Raw genomic sequence first — 21,150 nt, 5'->3', positions numbered from 1 at the left:
GAAGCGGAGCACATCAAGGAGACGTCCTTCAGCGTCTTCGAGGTGCTCAAGCGCTACCCCCGCGGCGTGCTGACGGCGATGGGCCTGCGTTTCGGTGAGAACGTCATGTACTACCTGGTGGTCACGTTCTCGATCACCTATCTCAAGGTGGTCGTCCACACGGACACCGCGCAGATCCTCTGGTGGATGCTGATCGCGCATGCCGTGCACTTCGCGGTGATCCCGCTCGTCGGGCGGCTCTCCGACACCATCGGCCGGCGTCCCGTCTACATGATCGGCGCGCTGACCGCGGGCACGTGGGGCTTCTTCGCCTTCCCGATGATGAACAGCGGGCACAACGCCGTCATCCTCGGAGCGATCATCATCGGCCTGGTCTTCCACGCCTTCATGTACGCCGGCCAGCCGGCGATCATGGCCGAGATGTTCCCGACGCGCATGCGGTACTCGGGTGTCTCCCTCGGCTACCAGGTGACGTCGATCGTGGCCGGTTCGCTGGCGCCGATCATCGCGGCCAGCCTGCTCAGCAAGTACGACTCGTCCGTTCCGATTGCGATCTACCTGGCGATCGCGTGCCTCGTCACCGTCGTCGCCGTCATCGTCGCCCGGGAGACCAAGGGCATCTCGCTCGAATCGATCGACGCGGCGGACGCCCAGATCCTGGCGGACGAGAAGGCTGCCGGCGCGAAGGACGGGGTCCCCGCATGACCGAGCAGAACCTGACCGGACGCACCGCGCTCGTCACCGGCGGCGCCAGCGGGATCGGGGCGGCCTGCGCCCGGACGCTCGCCGCACGCGGAGCCCACGTCACGGTCGCCGACCTCGACGACGTGGCCGCCAAGAGCCTCGCCGACGAAATCGACGGAACCGCGTGGCACGTCGACCTCCTCGACACCGAACCGCTCACCGAGCTGCGGCTGGAGACCGACATCCTCGTCAACAACGCCGGTATCCAAACCATCAGTCCCATCGAGGAATTCCGCCCCGAGGACTTCCGGCGTATCCAGACGCTGATGGTCGAGGCACCGTTCCTGCTGATCCGTGCAGCCCTGCCGCACATGTATTCCACGGGCTTCGGGCGCATTGTCAACGTCTCGTCCGTGCACGGACTCCGCGCATCGGCGTTCAAGGCCGCGTACGTCACCGCCAAGCACGGACTCGAGGGCCTGTCGAAGGTGACGGCGCTCGAGGGTGGCCCGCACGGCGTCACCAGCAACTGCGTCAACCCCGGTTACGTGCTGACACCGTTGGTGCAGAAGCAGATCGCGGATCAGGCACAGGTGCACGGCATCAGCGAGGCCGACGTGATCGAGAAGGTGATGCTCACCGAGAGCGCGATCAAGCGACTGGTGGAACCGTCGGAGGTGGCGTCCCTCGTCGCGTGGCTCGCGTCCGCCGACGCAGGCATGGTCACCGGCGCCTCCTACACGATCGACGGAGGGTGGACCGCCCGGTGACGTGACGAAAAAGGCGTGCACCCCCGGATGTTCCGGGGGTGCACGCCTCTCAGTCGTTGGAGCGCTCCGACCTAGGGAAGGGCGATGCGTCCCTCGACCGCGGCCAGTCCGATGTCCTTGCGGAAGTGGCTTCCCGGCAGCTTGATCGCGGAGATCTTGGAGTACGCATCCGCGCGCGCCGCGTCGAGGTCGGCTCCGACTCCGACCACGCTGAGCACGCGCCCGCCGGCGGAGACCACCTGATCGTCAACGAGTTTGGTGCCTGCGTGCAGGACGCCGTCACCGTCGGCGCCGGTGATCACGTCGCCGGTGCGCGGGGTGGCCGGGTAGTACTCGGCCGCGACCACGACGGTCACCGCCGAGCCGTCCTGCCATTCGAGCGGCGCGACCTGATCGAGCGTTCCGGTGGCGGCCGCGTTCAGCAGTTCCCCGAGCGGGCTCTTCAGCAGCGCGAGTACCGCCTGCGTCTCGGGGTCGCCGAAGCGGCAGTTGAACTCGACCACGGCGGGGCCGTCCTTGCCGATCGCCAGCCCGGCGTACAGCAGGCCGCTGAAGGCGCTGCCCCGGGCGACGAGTTCGGCCGCGACCGGCTTCACGACGTCGTCGACGATCTGGGTCACGGTCTGCTCGGGCAGCCACGGCAGCGGCGTGTACGCGCCCATGCCGCCGGTGTTGGGTCCGGTGTCGCCGTCGCCGACGCGCTTGTGGTCCTGGGCCGGCAGCAGCGGCACGACGGTCTCGCCGTCGACGACGCAGAACAGCGACACCTCGGGACCGTCGAGGAAGGATTCGAGGAGAACGGGGTGACCGTTCTCGAGCAGTTCGGCCGCGTGATCGCGGGCCGCGTCACGATCCGTGGTGACCACGACGCCCTTGCCTGCCGCGAGGCCGTCGTCCTTGACCACCCAGTTGGGACCGAAGCGGTCGAGTGCCTCGTCCAGCTTGGCGGGCGAGTCGACGATCTCGCTGTGCGCGGTCTTCACACCGGCGGCGGCCATGACGTCCTTGGCGAACGCCTTGGAACCCTCGATGCGCGCGGCGTCGGCCGACGGGCCGAAGCAGGCGATGCCTGCCGCGCGGACGGCGTCCGCGACACCCAGCACCAACGGGACCTCGGGGCCGACCACGACGAGGTCGGCGTCGAGCTTCTTCGCGAGGGCCGCCACCGCCTCCCCGGACGCGATGTCGACGGGGTGCTGCTCGGCGATCTTGCCGATCCCGGCGTTGCCGGGCGCGCACATCAGGGCGGTGACACCCGGATCGCGAGCAAGGGCGAGAAGGAGGGCATGTTCACGGGCTCCGGAGCCGATAACGAGTACGCGCACGGGTGTCAGCCTACGGGCCACGCCGAACGGGATGGTCGGAGCGTGCGGTCTCGACACTCCCGCCGGTACGGGCTACCGTACTTCTAGAATTCCGTAATTCCGAATTATCGAATTTACACAGGTGAAGGGACCTTCTCGATGACCAGGAAGCTGGGCACGGTCACAGCAGCAGTCGCGGTCGCGGTAAGCCTGGGCGCGTGCAGCGCCGACGACTCCGCAGACCGGCAGGGCGAACCGGAGGCTCCTGCCGTGTGCGCACCGCTGCCACCCGCCGACATCACGACGGCCTCCGGGTGGGTCGGATACGTCGGCTCCCACCCCGACGACGTCGCCTTCGCCGTCGACGACGGTCGCGGCCGAACGGTCGCGCACCGCGCCGGCGAGACCGTTCCGCTGGCGTCCGCGATCAAGGTGGTGCACCTGGCTGCCTACGCGCGGGCCGTCGCGTCGGGTGAACTCGACCCGGCCGAGCCGGTACCGCTGTCCGAGTGGGAACGCTGGTACCTCCCGAACACCGACGGCGGCGCCCACCCGAAGGCCCTGCAGCGGCTCGGCGTCACCGAACCGGGCGCCACGGTCCCGCTCGAGCAGATGGTGACCGCGATGATCCAGGAGAGCGACAACGCCGTCCCCGACTATCTGCGCGACCGGCTCGGCGACGCCGCCCTCGCCGACGCCGCCGCGCAGGGCGGCTGGGACGACCTGGAGGTGCCGACCCTGCTGGGCTCGACCATCGCTCTCCTCGATCCGGCGATCTCGCGGGACAGCCGGTGGGACGCCGCCCAGCGCTACGCACACGACGGCGCCTACCGCGAACAGGTCGTGCGGATGTCGCCCGGCGACGACTTCCCGGCGGTCACGGCCCGGGTGCAGGAGTCGGGGGTGGCGGGTTCGGCCGCGGGCCTGGCCTCGTTGCACCGCGCGATCGCGACCGGCGACTTCGGTCCCGGCTCCGACGTCGCACGCCGAACACTCGAATGGCAGCCCGCCCCGCCCGGGCTGGACGGGCTGGGTTTCAAAGGTGGCAACCTTCCCGGGGTGGTCACCGAGGCGATGACGATCCGTCGTCCCGACGGCACCGTCGCCACCGCGGTGCTGCTGACGTCGAACCTCTCCAGCGAGGACTACCTGAACATCATCGGCGGGAACTTCGCGCACCAGCAGCTGCTTCTCGAGGCGATGACCGATCCCGACACGACGTCGCAGTTAAGTTGTGCCGTGTGAACGACGAGTACGACGCCCGGCTCGCCGACCTCGAGGCGCGCGTCCACGCCCTCGAATCGGCCACGTCCGCCGAATCCCCGACAGCCGATTCCGGCGAGAGCATCGGCCAGATCGGGTATCAGGGAACCGTCGACCTGGGCGGCGACATCCAGTGGACGATCCGCTACGACGCCGGCGCCACCCTCGACCTTTCCCCCACCGCCGTATCGAATGTGCTCGCCGCACTGGGACATCCGACCCGCCTCGAGATCGTCCGCACACTGCTGCGCGGTCCCGCCGGCGCGGCCGAGCTGCAGACCGCGGTCGGGCTGTCCTCGCCCGGTCAGCTCTACCACCACCTGCGCGCCCTCGGCGGGGCGCGCATCGTCGAGCAGGAGTCGAGGAACCACTACCGCATCGCGGCGGCGAAGGTGGTGCCATTGCTGGTCATCACCCTCGCCGCCGCGGATGTCGGCGAACACCCCCTGTGAGTACTTGTCAACCGCGGGCGGTTAACAAGTACTCACAGGTGCGGTGAAGTCCGCGGCGGCCAGGCCGAACACGAGGGCAGGCGCAATGCCTCCGGTGTACGCCCGGTTGTAGAGTCCGCCGGTGTCCGATCCGGCGGCGAACAGTCCGCTTATCGTTCCGCCCGTCGCATCCAGGACGCGGCCGTGCTCGTCGATGCGGATGCCATGGAAAGGGAATGTCAGTGCCGGGCATGCCTCGACGAGGTAGTACGGCCCCTCATCAAGAGGCTTCGAGTCGTAGCGGCGCGGCGGCTGAGCGTCCGGACCGGCCGCATTGAGTGCCCGGATCTGATCCGCAATCGCGGCACCGTCGTAGCCCCACTCCTCGGGAAGATAGGCGAACTCGTCGAGGCTCTCGGCGATTCCGCACCGCCCACCCCGGCGCTGCGCGAGGTCGAACTTGTCGATCGCGGCGGCGCCCTCGACGTAGCTGCCGGTGATCCACTCGCGGTACACCCGTGCGTCGGCGACGAGCAACCCGCGCGACTCCGGCTGCTCCAGCAGGTCCATCGTGGTCAGATGGTCCCCGACGGTCTCATCCGTGAAACGACGGTTGTCGAGGTTGAACAGCAGCGCGTGCTCGCTGTAGTAGAGCGACAGTGCCACAAAATCCGACGGGTCGCGGAAGCGAACGCCGGTCGGTACGAGGTGGCCGTAGAAGCCGGACCGGTTGGTGCCGGTCGCCGCGCCGACGGACTCGGCCAGGCGTAGTCCGTCTCCCGCACTGGTCGGATTGGAACGCAGTTGCATCCCGGTTGCCGCGGGGTGAATGTGCGCGACGGCCAATTCGGGGCTCGCCTGAAATCCTCCGGTCGCGAGAATCGTCGCCTGGGAACGTATTTCACATTCGGTACCGTCCGAGAGCCGCACGCGGGCACCTACGACTCCACTGTCCAACGTGAGCAGCGACAGAGTCTCTGCGCTCGTGTGCAGCTCACCGCCGTGACTTCGGATTCGCCGCCGGCACTCGTCGATGTACCGATTCGTGTCGAACTGATGGCCGGTGCCGTAGCGGAGAACGGTCACCGCGTCCGCGCAGTCGACGCCGAGTGACCGGATCCAGTCGATCCCGTCGGAAAACCCGTCGACGAGCGCTCGACGTAACGCCGGGTCGCCGTCCGGGTTGACCTCGTCCATGACGTCGTGCGAAGGCGCGGTCCAGGCATATCCGGCGAACTGGGCAGACCCGCCGATCGCCGCGGACTTCTCGACGACGACGACCGATCGTCCACTGATCGCCGCCCGCGCTGCCGCGGTCAACCCGGCCATTCCTGCGCCGATGACGAGTACGTCGGTTTCGATTTCTGGCATCTGGTGCTCCTCATCCCCTTCGACAAGCAGATTGCACTACCCACCGACACCGTATCCCCCAAGCTGAAGTCAGTTCAAGTGTCGTCAGGTTGGCCAGGCGAGACACCGCGCCGTTCGAGGAATGTGATTGCCGACACAGGGTTTCCTCTATAACATCTATTGAATTGAACTCAATTCAAGGAGTGGATGTGCGGAAAATTCTTCTCACGGTCGGCGTGGTCCTCGCCGCGACCTTGACAGCCTGCGGAACTCAGGCCGGTAACGGCGATGCGGGCGGGTCGATCAAACTCGGCGCATGGCTTCCCCTCTCGGGACCGCAGGCTTCGGGGGGTCTTCCTCAGGAGGCCGGTACCCAGGCGTTCTTCGATCAGCTGAACGCGACAGGGGGAATCCACGGTCGCCCCGTCGAGTGGACTCCGGTCGACAACGCCTTCGACCCGCAGCAGACGATTCAGGTGGCGCGACAGCTGGTCTCACGCGACCGCGTTGTCGCGATCGTCGGCGCCAACGGCACGGCAACCACAGAGGCGACGTTTCCATTCGTTCTCGAACAGAACGAGATACCCATCTTCGGAACCTACGGCGGCTCCACTTCCTGGTACGACCCGCCGCGGGACGGGCTGTTCGGAAGCCAGACGCTCTACGAGAACCAGGCGCGTGCCGCCGCGCAGTGGGCCCTCGACGAGGGTGCCAAGAAGGTCACGATCATCCGCAACGATCCGGCGGCGTTCGTGAATGTGGGAGCAGTCGCCACGGCCGAACTCGAGAAGGCCGGGGCCGAGGTCTCGACGGTAGAGGTCAAGCTCGGTACCACCGACTACAGCCCGTTCGTGTCCCAGATCCGTTCGGCCGCAACCGATGCAGTCCTGACGATCCTGCCGATTCAGGAGGCCGCTGCCTACCTCAACGAGATGGCCCTGCAGGGTGTCAAGATCCCCAGTTACGGCTACTCCCCCACGATTGGTAACAGCCTGCTCGACCTCGCAGGTGCGAACGCGGAAGGATTCCGCGCCGTGTCACTGACGCTGCCGCCCACCGCCGACAACCCGGAGGTCGAGGAGTACCGGCAGGCACTTGCGAAGTACAAGCCGGGCGAGAAGCCCGATTTCTACTCGCTGGCAACCTATGGATCGGCGAAAGCGTTCGCTCAGATCCTCGCGAGTATCGACGGCGAGATCACGTCCGAGTCTGTCACCGACGCGATAATCACGAGCGGCACCCTCGACACCGGCGTGATGCCTCCGCTCACGTTCAGCGCGGACGACCACCTCGGCACCGACAGCGTGGTCCGAGTCCAGGTCGAGGGCGGCAAATTCGTCTCCATCGGTGACTTCGTGTCACCGCAATAACAGATCGAGCGCATCCAGGTCGGCAAGTCCAACCTGGATGCGCTCGTATGAACAGTCAGACGGTGAATCGTCCACGGTTGCTGAGTAGCACCGCACCCACTACGTTTCTGGCCTGTTCCGAAGCGAGGAACAGCACGTTGTCCGCGATCTCGTCCGGTGTCGCGTACGGCACCGGTGTGTTGTTGACCCACTGCACTTTGAGTTCTTCCGGTGTGCGAGAGGCCATGCCGGTCTCGGTCGGGCCGGGAGCGACGAGGTTGAGTCGGATACCGAACGCGACCACCTCCTTGGCGACGGCCTGACAGAAGGCATGGACGGCGGCTTTCGACGCCGCGTAGTGCGGGTATCCCGTCAAGGTATCGAACGCCGAGGACGAGCCGATCACGACGATCGCGCCGCCTTTCGGCTTCATTACCCGCACTGCGGAGCGCACCACGTGAAAAGTGCCGTCCAGATTGACCGACATCACTCGGCGCCATTGCGCGTCGGTGAGGTTCGCCGTCAGGTCGATCGGGGTGCCCGCGACAGTCGCATCCGTGATGATCTTCTTGGACTCCTGGTCGTCGACGCCGGCGGCGTGCACGACGACGTCGAGCCGCCCCTCGGCAGCGAGGACCTCCGCCATCACAGCATCGACGGCCTTCGGGTCCGAAACGTCGACGCTGTGTGCGATCGTCGTGGGATCGTCCCCGTACCGCCGGCGCAATGTCTCGACCACGATGTCGGCCACGTAGACGCGAGCAGCTCCCTCACCGACGAGTTGCGCGACGACTGCCGCTCCGATTCCTGATCCGCCTCCCGTTACCAGGGCGACCGCGCCCTCGAATCTGCCTTGCCCTGCTGTCCGAGACATATCTACCTTCCTCCGTACTTTCTCGTCGTTGAACACACGGTCTAGTGCGCTTCACTGATGCGAGCAGGGATCTCTGTACCGAAGTACGCCGCCTCGGCGGTCTCACTGAATCCCGGCGTGCCACTGTTGCCGCGCGCGACGGCCTCACCTTGACGCAGAACAACAACCTCGCTGCAGGATTCGAGCGCGCGGGCGAGTGACTGGTCGAGCAGAATGGTCGTGATGCCCCGCCGTGCCAGGGCATTCACCTGTGAATAGACTTCGTCGACCATCGCCGGGGACAGTCCCAGCGCGGGTTCGTCGAGGATCAGGACTTCGGGGTCGGCCATCAGTGCCCGGGCGATGGCGACAAGCTGTTGTTCGCCGCCGGACAGTGAGCCGGCCGGTGTGTCCATGCGCGTCCGGACCCGTTCGGGGAGCCCCTGCCGCAGCTCGTCGAGCCGAGTGCGCAATGTACGGCCGGAGATTCCCGCGGCGTACGCCGCGACCTCCAGGTTCTCGCGCACCGACAGGGTGCGGAACAAGGCCCGCCCCTCGGGAACCAGGCTGAGCCGCAGGGTGTCTGCACCATTGATCGTCCGGGTGCCCCCGGTCGACTGCAGATCGCCGTGCAGGATCCGCCCCAGAGTGCTCTTGCCGGCACCGTTCGCACCGACGATGCCGAGGATTCCGCCGGCATGGACGTCGAGATCGATGCCGGACAATGCGTGCACACCCTCGTAGTGGTGTTCGATTCCCCGCACGGAGATCAACGGCGGCGCCGCTCGGTCGATGTCGGGTGCGATCAGTGTGGTGTCGATGTTTCCGAGATACGAGTCGCGGACCTGCCGGTTCTGCAGGACGGTGTCCGGGGTTCCCTCGGCGATCAGCTCACCGAAGTCGAACGCCACCACCCGATCTGCGACGGAGAACAGGTCGTCGAGGACGTGGTCGATGATGACCACGGAGGTACCGGAATTCGAGAGCCGGCGGATGTGGTCGGCGAGTGTGTGACGTTCATCTGTGTCGAGGCCACCGAACGGTTCGTCGAGCACGATCAATCGCGGGTTGTCGGCCAGCGCCGCGATCGCCCGGGCGAGATCCACCCGCTTCTGCAGCCCGAACGGCAGTTCCCTGGGGAGTCGGTGCACGTGGTCGGCCAATCCGACACTCGAAAGGACCTGAAACGCAGTGTCGCGATCGGCACGGCGCCCCCAGCGGTTGACGACGCTGACATTTTCGAGAACGGTCAGTTGCGCGAAAAGCTCGGCGTGCTGAAAAGTCCGGCCGAGGCCGAGCGAGCGTCGGCGAGTCGCCCGCACGCCGTGCAGGGGCCGGCCACCGAGTTCCATCGTTCCTGCGAGTTCACCGCCACCGATCAGGCCACAGAGGGCATTGACGAAGGTAGTCTTGCCGGCGCCGTTCGGCCCGATGATCGCAAGCACCTCACCTGCATCCACGCGGAGATCGATGTTGTGCACGGCCTGAAGACCACCGAATCGAACACCGAGCGCCTCGGTCTTCAGCACGGCTGCCGTGGCGGTATCGACCCGCATGTTCGTACCCGATACCGCAGTGTCGAGAAGGCTGGGTTGGGAGGTGGACAGCGTGGGCCGTCCGAGTGCACGCGTGACCGGGACGAATCGGTGCAACAGCCTCCCGGCCGTCGGGACGATTCCGTCGGCGAGAAACAGCAGGGTGAGAATCAGGACACCCCCGATCAGGTACGGCTGGTCGATCGACAGCGACGACGCCAGCGTCGGTGCGGATGCGAGGAAAGCACCACCGAGAACGGCGCCGACCACGCTGCCGGTGCCGCCGAGGACGGTCGCCGCAATCAGGTTGACCGCGAAGACCATCGAGAAGCCTTCCGGGCTGATGAAGCCCGACAGCAAGGCAAGGAGCACGCCGGACAGGCCCGCGACACCCGCACTGATCGCGAAGCCGAGGCTCGATTGCAGTTCGGGAGCGATGCCGATCGATCTGCCTGCCAGTGGGTGTGTCTTGGCCGCGACCATGCGCATACGTATGGTCGTGCGGCGCAGAAATACCGACACCGTGACAGCGAGACCGAGAACTCCGACGGCCAGGTAGGTGACTGCGTCGGACGACGGAACGAGGTCGCCGAACGCGGTGTCGAATGCGTCGACCGGCACACCTTGGTCACCTCCGGTGACGCTCTTCCACGCACCGATGATTTCGAGGGTCACCAAGGTGAACGCCAACGTGAGAAGCGCGACGTACAGCACGGAGAAGCGGGAGCCGGCGAATCCGAGGAAGCCTCCCAGGATTGCGCACAATGCAACGGCGACAACGGAGGTGAATGCCAGTCCCCAGCCGTTACTGCTGCCGTAGGCGGTCGCATAGGCACCGATCGCAACCATTGCGGGATGCCCGATCGACCAGATACCCGTCCACCCCGCCAGTAGTGAGATGGACAGGACGATCAATCCGTACACCGCGGCGAGTCCGACCGTGTAGATCTGGTAGCCCGGCACGAGTCCGGCAGAGAGCACCACTATCGCCAGCATGGCCGCTGCCGGTCCGCCGAGAAGCTGACCGGCGCTGCACAGCCGCTGAGCGGAGCGTCCGGAGCGCTGCGCCGAGACGTCTTTCGTAACCATGGAATCAGACCCTCTCGAAGGTTTGGCGGCCGAAGATGCCCTGGGGGCGGATGAGCAGCACGAGCACCGCCACGCAGAAGACGAATGTGTCGCGGAAGCTGGCGGAGATATAGGCCGCAGCGAGGTTGTCCAGGACACCGATGATGAGCCCACCGATGACCGCGCCGTACATGCTTGTGAGACCACCGAGCAGGATGCCTGCGAATGCACGGAACAACACGGGGGCGAGGATCACCGGCGAAACCCCGGTTTTCGGTGCATACAGGAAGACTCCCAGCACCGCCAGCGCCATTCCGAGAGCCCAGGCGATCCGTGCCACCTTGTGCGCGTTGATGCCCATGATCTCTGCGGTCTCAGCGGATTCGGCGACTGCGCGCATTGCAGATCCCACCGGCGTGCGCGTGAACAGATACGCAATGGCCGACACGGCGAGCGCGGCGAGGAGAATCGTGGCGACGTCCTGCAGCATGAGGTTCGAGTTGCCGATCGAGATCGTGCCGTCGATGAGTTGCGGGAATCGTCGCGGCTGCTCTCCCCAGTAGTGGCCGATCAGATGCTCGACAATGATCGACAGCCCCATCGTGACGACGAGCGCAGCGAAGAGCTTCCCTTGCCCGAGCGGGCGAATCAGAGCTTCCCGCACCACGACTCCGCCGAGGGCCCCGAAAACCACCGCGACGACCAGTGCGACAGCAATGCCCACACCGGCCCCGTACGCGCTGAGGGCAACGTAGATGGCGAGGGTCGACAACGACGCCATTGCGAAATTCATGACGTCGGTGGATCGGAAGATGATGACCAATCCGAGTCCGATGAGACCGTATACGGCACCGTTGGCGATGCCGGTGGTCAAGGTGAGGAACAACTGGTCCACGATGCCTCCGAGGGCGGCCGGATAATTGAGTTGACTTCAGTTCAAGTAACGTAAAGGACCACGGGTGTGAGCGCAACCACACCGACACCCCCTGTGAGTACTTGGGCGACTGCACGACCCTCGGCGACCGCGTGCGCGACTTTGCGTGGCACGAGAGCGTCGCCGATGACGTGCACGCGTGCGCTTTCCGGCGCAAGGCGTGACCAATCGAGCGACCGCCGCTCACCGGCGACGACAACACGGTCGACGTCGAGACGCGTCTTCTCCCCGGACAGGGTGTTCTCGAACTCGACCGAGCCGTCTGCGACCGCGACGAGCGACGACAGCACCCGCACGTCGACCGGTGTGCCCGACAGCCGACGCAGATACTGCACGCGACTCTCCGCGGGGAGGCCGGACGCGAAGGCCGCGGCAGGTGTCAGGACGGTCACGAGGTCTGCGCCGGCGGCAAGCGCGGCTTCGACCGAACTCGCCGCGGGCCAGAGCCCGAATCCGTCGTCGACCACCACGACGTGGCCCGCGCCACGAAGGGCTCCTCCCCCGTCGAGCAACGCCTGAGAGGTGAGCATGGACGACGTTCCCGCCAATCCCTGGGGAAGTTCTTCCACGGCACCGACGGCCAGGACTACGTCGTCGAAGTCCTCCAGGTCGTTGGTTTTCACGTTGTGCGCCAGACGGATTGCCACCTTCGGCATGTTGTCCGAGTAGTAGTCGAGGAGGCGACGCCAGCCGCTGCGATGTGGCGCGTCCGCGGCTGTGGCGAGCTGGCCACCTATCCGGTCGCGACGCTCGAAGAGGGTGACGGCGTGGTCGGATCCGAGCCGCATCGCACACTCGAGCCCGGCCGGGCCGGTACCGACGACGGCGATCCGTCGCCTACCGCTCGACGAGCGTGTCGGGCCCAGGGTCAGCGGATACGCCGGACGTGCGGAATGGCCAGGCGGCGCGAGCTCCGGATTGACCGAGCAGAGCAGGACCGGGTCGAACGCCCGGCAGTCCTCGTTGCACGACACACACGGGCGGATCGAGGTCTCCCTGCCGGTCAGTATCTTCCTCGGGAAGTCCGGATCCGCGATCAGCGGGCGCGCGATGCCGACGAGATCGGCTCCCGATTGCAGCGCGGTGTCGATAGACGCACCAGTGCGGAAGGATTGCGACACCAGCAGCGGCGTCACCGTGGCGGCGCGCAACCGTCCGACGGCACCGAGCAGCGGCGGGTCGGCGACGGCCATGTCGCGAACATAGGTGGTGCGCACCCCGACCGTGACGTTGACGTAGTCGAAATCCGAGAGGTGCGGAAGTACCTCGCAGAGCCCGTCCATGCTCAGGCCGGCCTCGTCGTCCCCTTCGGCGGAGACGCGAACACCGAGGACGACACCGGGGCAGGCGTCGCGAACCGCAGACGCAATGCGGTCGAGGATCTGCACACGCCCCGCAACCGTCCCAGCGCCTCGGCCGAAGTTGGTGATCGGTGACAGAAACTGCGCCAGCAGATATCCGTGGGCCGCATGCAGTTCGACCACTGGGAATCCGGCGGACCACGCGTGAACGGCGGATGTGCGAAACGCGTCGACGATCCCGTCGACATCGGCGTGGGAGAGGACTCGGGCCCGCGTCGGTTCGCGCGGAGAGCGGACGGCGGTCGGTGCCACGGGATGGCTCCACAGCTCGGCGCCGAGCGTTTCGCGCCCGAGGTGCACCAGCTGGCATGCCGCGACGGCTCCCTCCGCCGTGATCGCTCGTGCCCGAGCCTCCAGGCCGGCGACGACTTCGGGACGCCAGGCCTCGGTGATGTTGCCGTTGCGATTGGTCGAGCTGGGCGACACCACGGTTCCGCCGACGACGAGCATTGCTGCACCGCCCGCCGCGCGGCGGCGCCAGTAGTCCGCGTCGCCGGGCAACGGGATGCCGCCCGCAACGGCTCCCGAGGCGTGAGGCGTACCGACGAGACGGTTTTCCAACCGAAGCTTGCCGAGCTGCAGCGGCCGCGCTGCACGTGGAGTCGTCATACCGACCTCTCGATTGAACTGGATTCACTTCACGCTAGCAGGTGATTGACATCACAAGGCGATTTCCCTAGATTCAAACTGATATCAGTTCAATTCAGTGAGGGGCATCATGTCGTTCGTTCTCATCCATGGCGCAGGAGTGGGCGCCTCCTGCTGGGAGCCTCTCCTCCCGTTGCTCGAAGGTGACACTCTCGCAGTCGATCTCCCGGGACGGGGTGAACGCCGCTCTGTCGACCCGCGGTCGGTCACCCTCGCCGACTGCGCCGCCGCCCTCGTCGAGGACGTCGAGGCGGCGAACCTCGAGGACATCGTTCTCGTCGCGCATTCATTCGCAGGAGTGACGGCCCCGCTGGCCATGTCAGCGCTCGCGGACCGACTACGGCACGTCGTGTTCCTCTCCGCCGTCGTCCCTCCTGACGGCACGCGGGTGATCGACCAGATCGATCCGGACGTCCGCGTGGCGGTCGAAGCGTCGATAGAAGGTGGTGTGTATCGCCAGGATCCACTGGGCGCCGCAGCGATGCTCTGCAACGACATGGACGCCGAGCAGACCGACTGGATGATCGACCAGTTGGTCGACGATTCCGGTGCGCTACTCACCGAGTTCGTGGATCTGTCCGGTCTCCGTGCCGACGTACCCCGCACATACGTACGTTTGACGAAGGACACGTGCTATCCGCCCGAGCTGCAGGAGCGTTCGGCTGCCGTCGTCGGCGGCGACACCGTCTTTCTCGACTCCGGCCACATGGCCATGGTGACGATTCCCGATCGCGTTGCCGCACTGCTCGACACGCTCGCGTCGTAGGGCTTCGCCCCGCATTCGATCTCGCACTCCGCAACCGATTGCACAGGTTCGCATCCGGCGAACCGATTCCGGAAGGACTTTCATGCCATGAGAAGTGTGCCGATAAAGCTGATGGCCGTCGCGGTGGTCGCCGCGTTCGCCTCCGCCGCCTGCGGATCCGGCGGTGCCGGTGTCACTGGGCCCGTGTCCGGCACGTGGGACGACGTCGTCGCAGCGGCCAAGGGCGAAGGCAGTGTGCTGCTGTATTCGAGCCAACTCCCTGCCAACCTCGACGCCCTCGAAGTGGCCTTCGAGCAGGAGTATCCCGAGATCTCCCTCGAGTACGTCCGGGGAACCGACGCCGACATCAACCCGAAGGTCGAGGTCGAGAGCCAGACGAAGCGCGGCACGGCTGACGTCCACATGCTCACCGACGCCGCCTGGATCGAGAATGCCGCCGAGTCGGGTACCTACTCGACCGACCTCGTGGGTCCGGCATTCGACGCGCCGGAATACGAACCGCAGAAGAGCATCATTTCCGACAAGTTCTTCCTGACGAGTGCGGCGGTGTTCGCCCTGGGGTGGAACACGACAGCGCTTCCCGGCGGTCTGCAGAAGCCGGCAGACCTGCTCGACCCGGCATTGAAGGGCAAGATCGGAATCGTCAACCCGTCGGGTATCGCCGCCTACGTCGACTTCTACCGATTCTTCGAAAAGAACTTCGGCGACGACTATCTCCAGAAGCTCGCGGAACTGAAACCGCGCATCTATCCGAGTGCGCTGGGTGTCGCTCAGGCCCTGACCTCGGGTGAAATCGTCGCGACCCCCGTAGTGCAACCCCTGGTGCGAGAGAAGGAATCGGGTGCACCGGTGGACTGGGCGCTGCCGTCGCCCCCGTGGGGAACCCCCTGGTTCACCCACGCCCTGTCCGCGGCACCGCACCCGAATGCAGCGCAGGTGCTGGCGAACTTCATGGTGACCCCGGCCGGCCAGAAGGCGTTGTCGCTCGGCTACGCGAGCGCCCTGCCCGACATCGAAGGAAGCGTCGCGCACGCGCAGGACATCGCGCTGCCCAACACTTCCGATCTGACGCCCGAATCGCTCACCGAATACCAGTCCGACTGGGAAAAGCGGTTCATCCAGTGACCACCCACGACGCGCGACTGCGTGACACCTGCGCTCTCGTGACCGGTGCTGCACGCGGGATAGGCGCCGCGACCGCGGAACTCTTCCACGCCCACGGGGCGACCGTGTACCTGTGCGACGTCGACGACGAGCTGGGCAACAGTGTTGCGGCGAAACTCGGTGCGAGAGCACACTATCGACACCTCGACGTCACCGAAGAATCCCAGTGGACCCGGGTGACCACCGAGATGGCGGAGCGCGGGCATCCGATGCGCATTCTCGTCAACTCCGCGGGCGCCGCCTCCAAGGCGTCGATCATGCAGACCTCGGTCGCCGAGTTGCGACGCATGATCGACCTCAACCTGGTGGGCACCTTCCTCGGACTGCAGGCGGCCGGCGCCGCGATGACCACAGGAGGGTCGGTCGTCAATTTGTCTTCGCTGCGCGGCGTCCTCGCCACCGCCGAACTCGGTGCGTACGGCGCGTCGAAGTTCGGCGTCCGGGCCCTGTCACGCGTTGCGGCGCTGGAGTTCGCGGAATCGAACATCCGGGTCAACGCGGTCTGCCCGGGCAGCATCGATACGGCCATCACCGCGGGCGCCGACTTCGCCGACGACGACATGGACGCGTATGTGAAAAGCATTCCGCTGCAACGCCGGGGTATGCCACACGAGGTGGCGAAGGCCATCCTGTTCCTCGCGAGCGACGACAGCAGCTATGTCACCGGCACCGATCTCATGATCGACGGTGGAACATCCGCGGGCGCCAGGACTCCGAAGCGCTCGTCGCCGTGACCCGCACCGGCCCGGAAACTTCTTGCCCGTCGCCCCGACCCCGGCTATCGTGATATGAACTGAATTCACTTTATCTACGTCCCCGCTCCGAAGCCAGGAGCCCGACGGACGCCCTCCCGACAAACCACTCGCAACCAAGCAGGTGCCAGGTGACATCGCAATTCAGGGTTTCCAACCTGACCAAGACCTTCGGGTCCAACACCATCGTCGATCAACTCGACCTCGACATCGAGGACGGTGAATTCCTCGTCCTGCTCGGCCCCAGCGGTTGCGGGAAGACGACCACGCTCCGCTGCATCGCCGGCCTCGAGACACCCGAGGGCGGGTCGATCACGTTCAAGGACCACACCGTCTTCGATGCGTCGACCCGGGTCAACGTTCCGGCCTACAAGCGCAACATCGGCATGGTCTTCCAGTCCTACGCGCTGTGGCCCAACATGACGGTGCGCGAAAACATCCGATACCCGCTGAAGGTTCGACGAATGAAGAGCGCCATCGCCGCCGGGCAGATCGAAACCGCAGCAGGAATGGTGGACTGCGGAGCCCTGCTCGACCGGTATCCCTCCCAACTCAGCGGTGGGCAGCAACAGCGAGTGGCGGTGGCGCGCGGATTGGTCGCACAACCCGATCTGGTACTGTTCGACGAACCCCTGAGCAATCTCGATGCACGACTGCGCGATCAGGTGCGGTCCCAGATTCATCAGCTTCATCAACGTCTGGGCTTCACGGCCGTATTCGTCACCCATGACCAGGCCGAGGCGTTTGCGCTCGGCGACCGACTCGCCATCATGAAGGCGGGCAGGATCGAGCAGTACGACACCCCGGAACGGGTCTACGAGTCCCCGTCCTCCGACTATGTCGCCGCGTTCATCGGCATGGCGAATCGACTCGAACTCGTCCGGCGGCACGAGGGTTGGACGACGCGAGCGGGTACTCCGGTAGATCTCGACGCGGCCGGCGTCCAGGGCGGACACATCAGCGGCGACGCGGCAGTGGGAAGAATGCGTCCCGACGACCTCGCACTTCGTCGTTCGCTCGACGAGGTCGCCCCGGGTGATGTCGGCCTCGCGGGTGAACTCGTCACCTCGGAGTACGGGGGTCGCCATTTCGACGTCACGGTGAACGCCGGAGGCGAGCGGTTGTACCTTCGCGCGGATGCGGCACAACACGGGCCCTGGTTGCGTGGCGCCGCCACGGGATCCCCCCTGGTGGTCAGCTTCTCCCCCACCGCACTGCGGGTGTTCCCGCACCCCGACGGGCACGTCGATCTGCAGGTTCCCGTGCTCGCCCAGGCCACCGCCCGATCGGAGGCATGATGGCTACGGTTGCCGTACACCGCGGCGCGCGTCCGCTCGTGGTCAGCACGGTGTGGCGAACGCGGCTCGGATACGGCGCGCTGATGGCGGTTCTCGCATACCTCATCGTGCTCCCGCTCTTCCGGCTGCAGTCGCTGGCGTTCGAAGACGGCGCACGCGGATATCAGGCCCAGTACGGGCGGTACGACATCGGTCAAACCATCCGGACGACCATCGCCCTCGCCGTCACGTCGCTCGCTATCGCAATGGTTCTGGGCACGGTGCTCGCGTTCGCGGCCACCAGGCTGCCACGACGGCTGAGCTTCCTCCGGATCGTCCCCATTCTGCCCATCGTGATGCCCGCGGTCGCCAACGTCGTCGGGTGGGCATTCCTCCTCTCTCCGGGACCCGGGTACCTGAACGCACTCCTGCGGAAACTTCCCTGGTGGAACCACGTGGATTCCGGACCGATCGATGTCTACAGCACGCCGTGGATCATCATTCTCACCGGTTTCGGGCTCACCTCCTTCGTCTACCTCTTCGTCAGCGCGGGAATGCAGAACATCAGTTCCGAGCACCTCGAGGCTGCACAGATCAGCGGTTCGTCGACGCTCGGAGTGTTCTTTCGCGTGGTCCTTCCGCTGCTTCGCCCATCGCTCGTGTACGGCGGCGGAATTGCGCTGCTCCTCGGATTGGGACAGTTCACCGGACCGCTCCTGCTGGGGCAGAACTCCGGTGTGAAGGTGCTCACCACCGAGATGTATCGGCGTGTGTCCGAGTCGCCGGCGGACTTCGCGGCGGCCGCGGCGGCGGGTTCACCGCTCGTCATCTTCGGAGTCGTCGTCGTGCTCGCACAGAAGATGCTTCTCGGCAATCAGTCGCGCTTCGTCACCCACGGGGGAAAAGCGTTCGCACCGAACACCGGTCGCTCGGTGTGGGCCGCGGTGGCGATCTCCGTGTACGCGATTCTCGCCCTCGTCGTTCCGCTGATCGGACTGGCCATCGTGGCCGTGTCTCCGTACTGGTCGGAATCGCTGTCCTGGAATCTGTTCACCCTCGACAACTTCCGGGCGCTCTTCCAGACCGCGAGCATCGTCGACTCGGTGTACACGAGTCTCCTCACCTCGGTCGTGGCGGTCGTGATCTGCGTGCCGATCGGCTACCTCACCGCCACCCTGCTCGTGCGCGGTCGCAAACACCGCGTCCTGGGGACTGTCGGTGACGTCATCACAGCCCTCCCCCTGGGCATTCCAGCGGTGATCTTCGGTGTCGGGTTCCTGCTGACCTACACCCAGCCTCCGCTGATCCTCTACGGCACCAAAGCGGTCATCATCCTCGTCTACGTCGTGCTGATGGTGCCCTTCTCCACTCGAATGCAGATGACGGCGATGCTGTCGCTCGGGGAGACCTACGCCGAGGCGTCGGCGACGAGCGGCGCGAGCCCGTTCGTCACCAATGTCCGGGTGATCCTGCCGCTCATGAGGCCGACCGTACTCAGTGCCGTCGCCCTGATGTTCATCCTGCTCACCCACGAGTTCGCCGCCTCCCTGCTCGTCCGCGCCGCCACGACCCAGGTGATGGGTACGCTGCTGTTCGACCTGTGGGAGAACGGTTCCTACCCGCTGGTGGCTGCGATGGCGCTGCTCATGACGGCAGTGACCAGCATCGGCGTCGTGTTCGCGATGCTCATCGGTGGCCGGAACGTACTGAGCAATCTGTGATGTCGATGTGCCCTGCCAGATCCGAACGAGTGACAAGGAGTCACGATGACTGTCGGCCCTGACCGACTTCGCGACAAGGTCGTCCTGTTGACGGGTGCGACCGGTGGAATCGGCGTCGAGATAGTCCACAGGCTCGCCGAGGAAGGCGCTCACGTCGTCGTGACGGATCTCGACGAGTCGGCCTGCCACGATCTGCTCCGCTCTCTCGCCCGTCCCGAGCGACATGCCGCGCACGCCTTGGACGTCTCGTCCGAGGAACAGTGGGAGGCGGTCGTCGCAGCAGCCGAGGCGACGTTCGGCGCGTTGCACGCCCTGGTCAACAACGCCGCCATCGGCAGCGTCGCCACGGCCGCGGACGAAACCCGATCCCATTGGGATCGCGTGATCGGGGTCGGCCAGACCGGCACCTGGCTGGGCATGAAACATGCCGGCCCACTGATCGAGCGTAGCGGCGGCGGTTCGATCGTGAACATGTGCTCGATCCTGGGAACCGTGGGCGGTCTGGGTAACAGCGTCGCCTACGCGGCGGCCAAGGGCGCCGTCCGCACGATGACCAAGAACGCCGCCCTGCACTGGGCGAAAGCGGGAGTGCGGGTCAATTCGCTACACCCGGGGTTCATCGGTACGGCCCCGCTGCTCGAGCGCTGGGAGGGCAGCGAGCGTCATCGCGAGATGCTGGCCCGCACGCCGATGGGACGGCTCGGACGCGGTGAGGAGATTGCGGCCGCGGTCGCCTTCCTCGCCGGCGACGACTCCAGCTTCGTCACCGGCTCGGAGATCTACGCAGACGGTGGGTGGACGGCGGCCTGAGCTGCGCAGAAGAACATGGCCTCCGCGTGATGCGGAGGCCATGTTCGTCGGTGTAGCCGCCGGAGCATCAGAGTAGACGGCACAGCGTCTTTCCGACGGTGCGGCCGCGCAGCATCGCGATGATGGCATCCGGTGCCGACTCGAGACCGTCGAACACGGTTTCCGCAGCAACTAGCCGGCCGTCGCGGAGATAGCTCCCGACCTCGGCCCGCATGTCGCCGAGCAGATGTTCGTATGCACCGGCCCGGAACCCCCTCACTGTGAGGTTCTTTGCCACGATCTGAAAGAGATTGTTCGGGCCTGCAGTCGGCGCCTCCGCGTCATAGGACGCGACGGCGCCCGCCATGGCAACCCGGCCTCCTCGCCGGAGGTGATACAGGGAGGCCTCGAGATGCGCTCCGCCCACGTTGTCGAAATACAGATCGATGCCGTTCGGTGCCGCGCGTTCGAGAGCTCCGATCAGATCCGGAGTGTGGTAATCGAACGCGGCATCGAGTTTCAGTTCCTCCGACAGGAACCGGGCCTTCTCGGCGGATCCCGTGCTGCCGACCACGTAGTGACCTCGGATCCGCGCAATCTGCGCCGCGAGGCTGCCGACCGCTCCGGCCGCCGAGGAGATCCAGACGACATCGTCGCCCGTGAGTTCGCCGATGCACTGCAACCCCACATAGGCGGTGAGCCCGGAGCTGCCGAGCGCTCCGAGATACGACTGCGGCGAATGCTCGGTCGTGTCGAGTCGTGTCACACCGCCCGCCCCGGCCAGGGTGTCGCCGTCCTGCCGGATCACGGCGAACTCACGAAAGCCGTTGATGTGCAGCACCATGTCGCCCGGCTCGAAGCCGGGGGCACGAGATCGGACTACCTCGCCGACGGCCAACCCGGTCAGCGTCTCCCCGATGCGGAACGGGGGCAGGTAGCCGGCGGGGCTGGTGGGACCGAGGCGCATCCTGACGGACGGGTCGATCGACAGCCACGAGTTGCGAACGAGGATGTCACCGGGACCCAGTTCCTCGGGAACGCTCACCACGTCGAGAGAGAAGTCGTCCGGCCGAACCTTCCCCTGGGGATGGCGTGCCAGTTTCAGCTCACGGCTCTGCACAGGGTTCCTTC

18 protein-coding genes are annotated in these 21,150 nt (G+C 66.1%); 11 read left to right on the top strand and 7 right to left on the bottom strand.

The window, feature by feature from the left end; all coding sequences use genetic code 11:
* Positions 1 to 705: MFS transporter (locus tag AZG88_RS00630; RefSeq protein WP_156517399.1), on the top strand; the 705-nt coding region annotated here is incomplete at its 5' end.
* A complete protein-coding gene (locus AZG88_RS00625) occupies positions 702 to 1,454 on the top strand; it encodes a 3-hydroxybutyrate dehydrogenase (RefSeq protein ID WP_005244457.1) in 753 nt (250 codons plus the stop codon). The genes AZG88_RS00630 and AZG88_RS00625, both read left to right, overlap by 4 nt.
* Positions 1,455 to 1,525: 71 nt before the next feature.
* Here the strand turns inward: AZG88_RS00625 and purD are convergent, their stop codons facing one another.
* Complete coding sequence (gene purD, locus AZG88_RS00620; RefSeq protein WP_061696789.1) at positions 1,526 to 2,779, bottom strand: phosphoribosylamine--glycine ligase; 1,254 nt, start codon at positions 2,777 to 2,779, stop codon at positions 1,526 to 1,528.
* A 138-nt stretch (positions 2,780 to 2,917) separates the two neighbouring features.
* On the opposite strand from purD, the gene AZG88_RS00615 reads away from it, so the two are divergent.
* Complete coding sequence (locus AZG88_RS00615; protein WP_061696787.1) at positions 2,918 to 4,003, top strand: serine hydrolase; 1,086 nt, start codon at positions 2,918 to 2,920, stop codon at positions 4,001 to 4,003.
* The gene (locus tag AZG88_RS00610) at positions 4,000 to 4,473 is read left to right on the top strand and encodes an ArsR/SmtB family transcription factor (RefSeq protein WP_061042220.1); all 474 of its coding nucleotides are present in this window, start codon (positions 4,000 to 4,002) and stop codon (positions 4,471 to 4,473) included. Before AZG88_RS00615 ends, AZG88_RS00610 begins: the two co-directional genes overlap by 4 nt.
* Before the next feature lie 21 nt (positions 4,474 to 4,494).
* Here the strand turns inward: AZG88_RS00610 and AZG88_RS00605 are convergent, their stop codons facing one another.
* Positions 4,495 to 5,823 carry an FAD-dependent oxidoreductase gene (locus tag AZG88_RS00605; protein WP_005244461.1) on the bottom strand — a complete coding sequence of 443 codons (1,329 nt, stop codon included), beginning with the start codon at positions 5,821 to 5,823 and terminating at the stop codon, positions 4,495 to 4,497.
* A 188-nt stretch (positions 5,824 to 6,011) separates the two neighbouring features.
* On the opposite strand from AZG88_RS00605, the gene AZG88_RS00600 reads away from it, so the two are divergent.
* Complete coding sequence (locus AZG88_RS00600; protein ID WP_061696786.1) at positions 6,012 to 7,172, top strand: ABC transporter substrate-binding protein; 1,161 nt, start codon at positions 6,012 to 6,014, stop codon at positions 7,170 to 7,172.
* A 55-nt stretch (positions 7,173 to 7,227) separates the two neighbouring features.
* Here the strand turns inward: AZG88_RS00600 and AZG88_RS00595 are convergent, their stop codons facing one another.
* From AZG88_RS00595 to AZG88_RS00580, 4 genes are read right to left on the bottom strand one after another with little or no spacing between them, the layout of a single operon-like run.
* Complete coding sequence (locus AZG88_RS00595; protein WP_005244463.1) at positions 7,228 to 8,025, bottom strand: SDR family NAD(P)-dependent oxidoreductase; 798 nt, start codon at positions 8,023 to 8,025, stop codon at positions 7,228 to 7,230.
* A 41-nt stretch (positions 8,026 to 8,066) separates the two neighbouring features.
* Positions 8,067 to 10,628: an ATP-binding cassette domain-containing protein gene (locus AZG88_RS00590; protein WP_061696785.1), complete on the bottom strand. Its 2,562-nt coding sequence runs from the start codon at positions 10,626 to 10,628 to the stop codon at positions 8,067 to 8,069.
* A gap of 4 nt (positions 10,629 to 10,632) precedes the next feature.
* Positions 10,633 to 11,502, bottom strand: coding sequence for a branched-chain amino acid ABC transporter permease (locus AZG88_RS00585; RefSeq protein ID WP_061696784.1), 870 nt, complete (start codon positions 11,500 to 11,502; stop codon positions 10,633 to 10,635).
* A 41-nt stretch (positions 11,503 to 11,543) separates the two neighbouring features.
* The gene (locus AZG88_RS00580) at positions 11,544 to 13,511 is read right to left on the bottom strand and encodes an oxidoreductase (protein ID WP_061696783.1); all 1,968 of its coding nucleotides are present in this window, start codon (positions 13,509 to 13,511) and stop codon (positions 11,544 to 11,546) included.
* Between the two features lie 109 nt (positions 13,512 to 13,620).
* Here AZG88_RS00580 and AZG88_RS00575 point away from each other — a divergent pair, with 109 nt between their 5' ends.
* The 6 genes from AZG88_RS00575 (at position 13,621) to AZG88_RS00550 (ending at position 20,040) form a co-directional block, all read left to right on the top strand.
* A complete protein-coding gene (locus AZG88_RS00575) occupies positions 13,621 to 14,316 on the top strand; it encodes an alpha/beta fold hydrolase (RefSeq protein WP_061696782.1) in 696 nt (231 codons plus the stop codon).
* 87 nt (positions 14,317 to 14,403) lie between these two features.
* Positions 14,404 to 15,441, top strand: a complete 1,038-nt coding sequence (locus tag AZG88_RS00570) for an ABC transporter substrate-binding protein (RefSeq protein WP_025431851.1) — start codon at positions 14,404 to 14,406, stop codon at positions 15,439 to 15,441.
* Positions 15,438 to 16,214, top strand: coding sequence for an SDR family NAD(P)-dependent oxidoreductase (locus AZG88_RS00565; protein ID WP_061042225.1), 777 nt, complete (start codon positions 15,438 to 15,440; stop codon positions 16,212 to 16,214). The genes AZG88_RS00570 and AZG88_RS00565 overlap by 4 nt, the downstream gene beginning before the upstream one ends.
* Positions 16,215 to 16,363: 149 nt before the next feature.
* The gene (locus tag AZG88_RS00560) at positions 16,364 to 17,530 is read left to right on the top strand and encodes an ABC transporter ATP-binding protein (protein WP_025431850.1); all 1,167 of its coding nucleotides are present in this window, start codon (positions 16,364 to 16,366) and stop codon (positions 17,528 to 17,530) included.
* Positions 17,530 to 19,230 (top strand): ABC transporter permease, encoded by a 1,701-nt coding sequence (locus tag AZG88_RS00555; protein ID WP_061042226.1) that lies wholly within the window; start codon positions 17,530 to 17,532, stop codon positions 19,228 to 19,230. Before AZG88_RS00560 ends, AZG88_RS00555 begins: the two co-directional genes overlap by 1 nt.
* A 45-nt stretch (positions 19,231 to 19,275) precedes the next feature.
* Positions 19,276 to 20,040: an SDR family NAD(P)-dependent oxidoreductase gene (locus AZG88_RS00550; RefSeq protein WP_005244472.1), complete on the top strand. Its 765-nt coding sequence runs from the start codon at positions 19,276 to 19,278 to the stop codon at positions 20,038 to 20,040.
* 67 nt (positions 20,041 to 20,107) lie between these two features.
* On the opposite strand, the gene AZG88_RS00545 is transcribed toward AZG88_RS00550, so the two are convergent.
* A complete protein-coding gene (locus AZG88_RS00545) occupies positions 20,108 to 21,139 on the bottom strand; it encodes an NADP-dependent oxidoreductase (RefSeq protein WP_061696781.1) in 1,032 nt (343 codons plus the stop codon).
* Between the last annotated feature and the right edge of the window lie 11 nt (positions 21,140 to 21,150).

It is taken from the genome of Rhodococcus sp. LB1, assembly GCF_001583455.1.
In the GTDB taxonomy this organism is placed as follows: domain Bacteria; phylum Actinomycetota; class Actinomycetes; order Mycobacteriales; family Mycobacteriaceae; genus Rhodococcus_F; species Rhodococcus_F opacus.
Note: the sequence above shows the minus strand (reverse complement) of the source record. Positions and strands in the feature narration are given on the sequence as shown.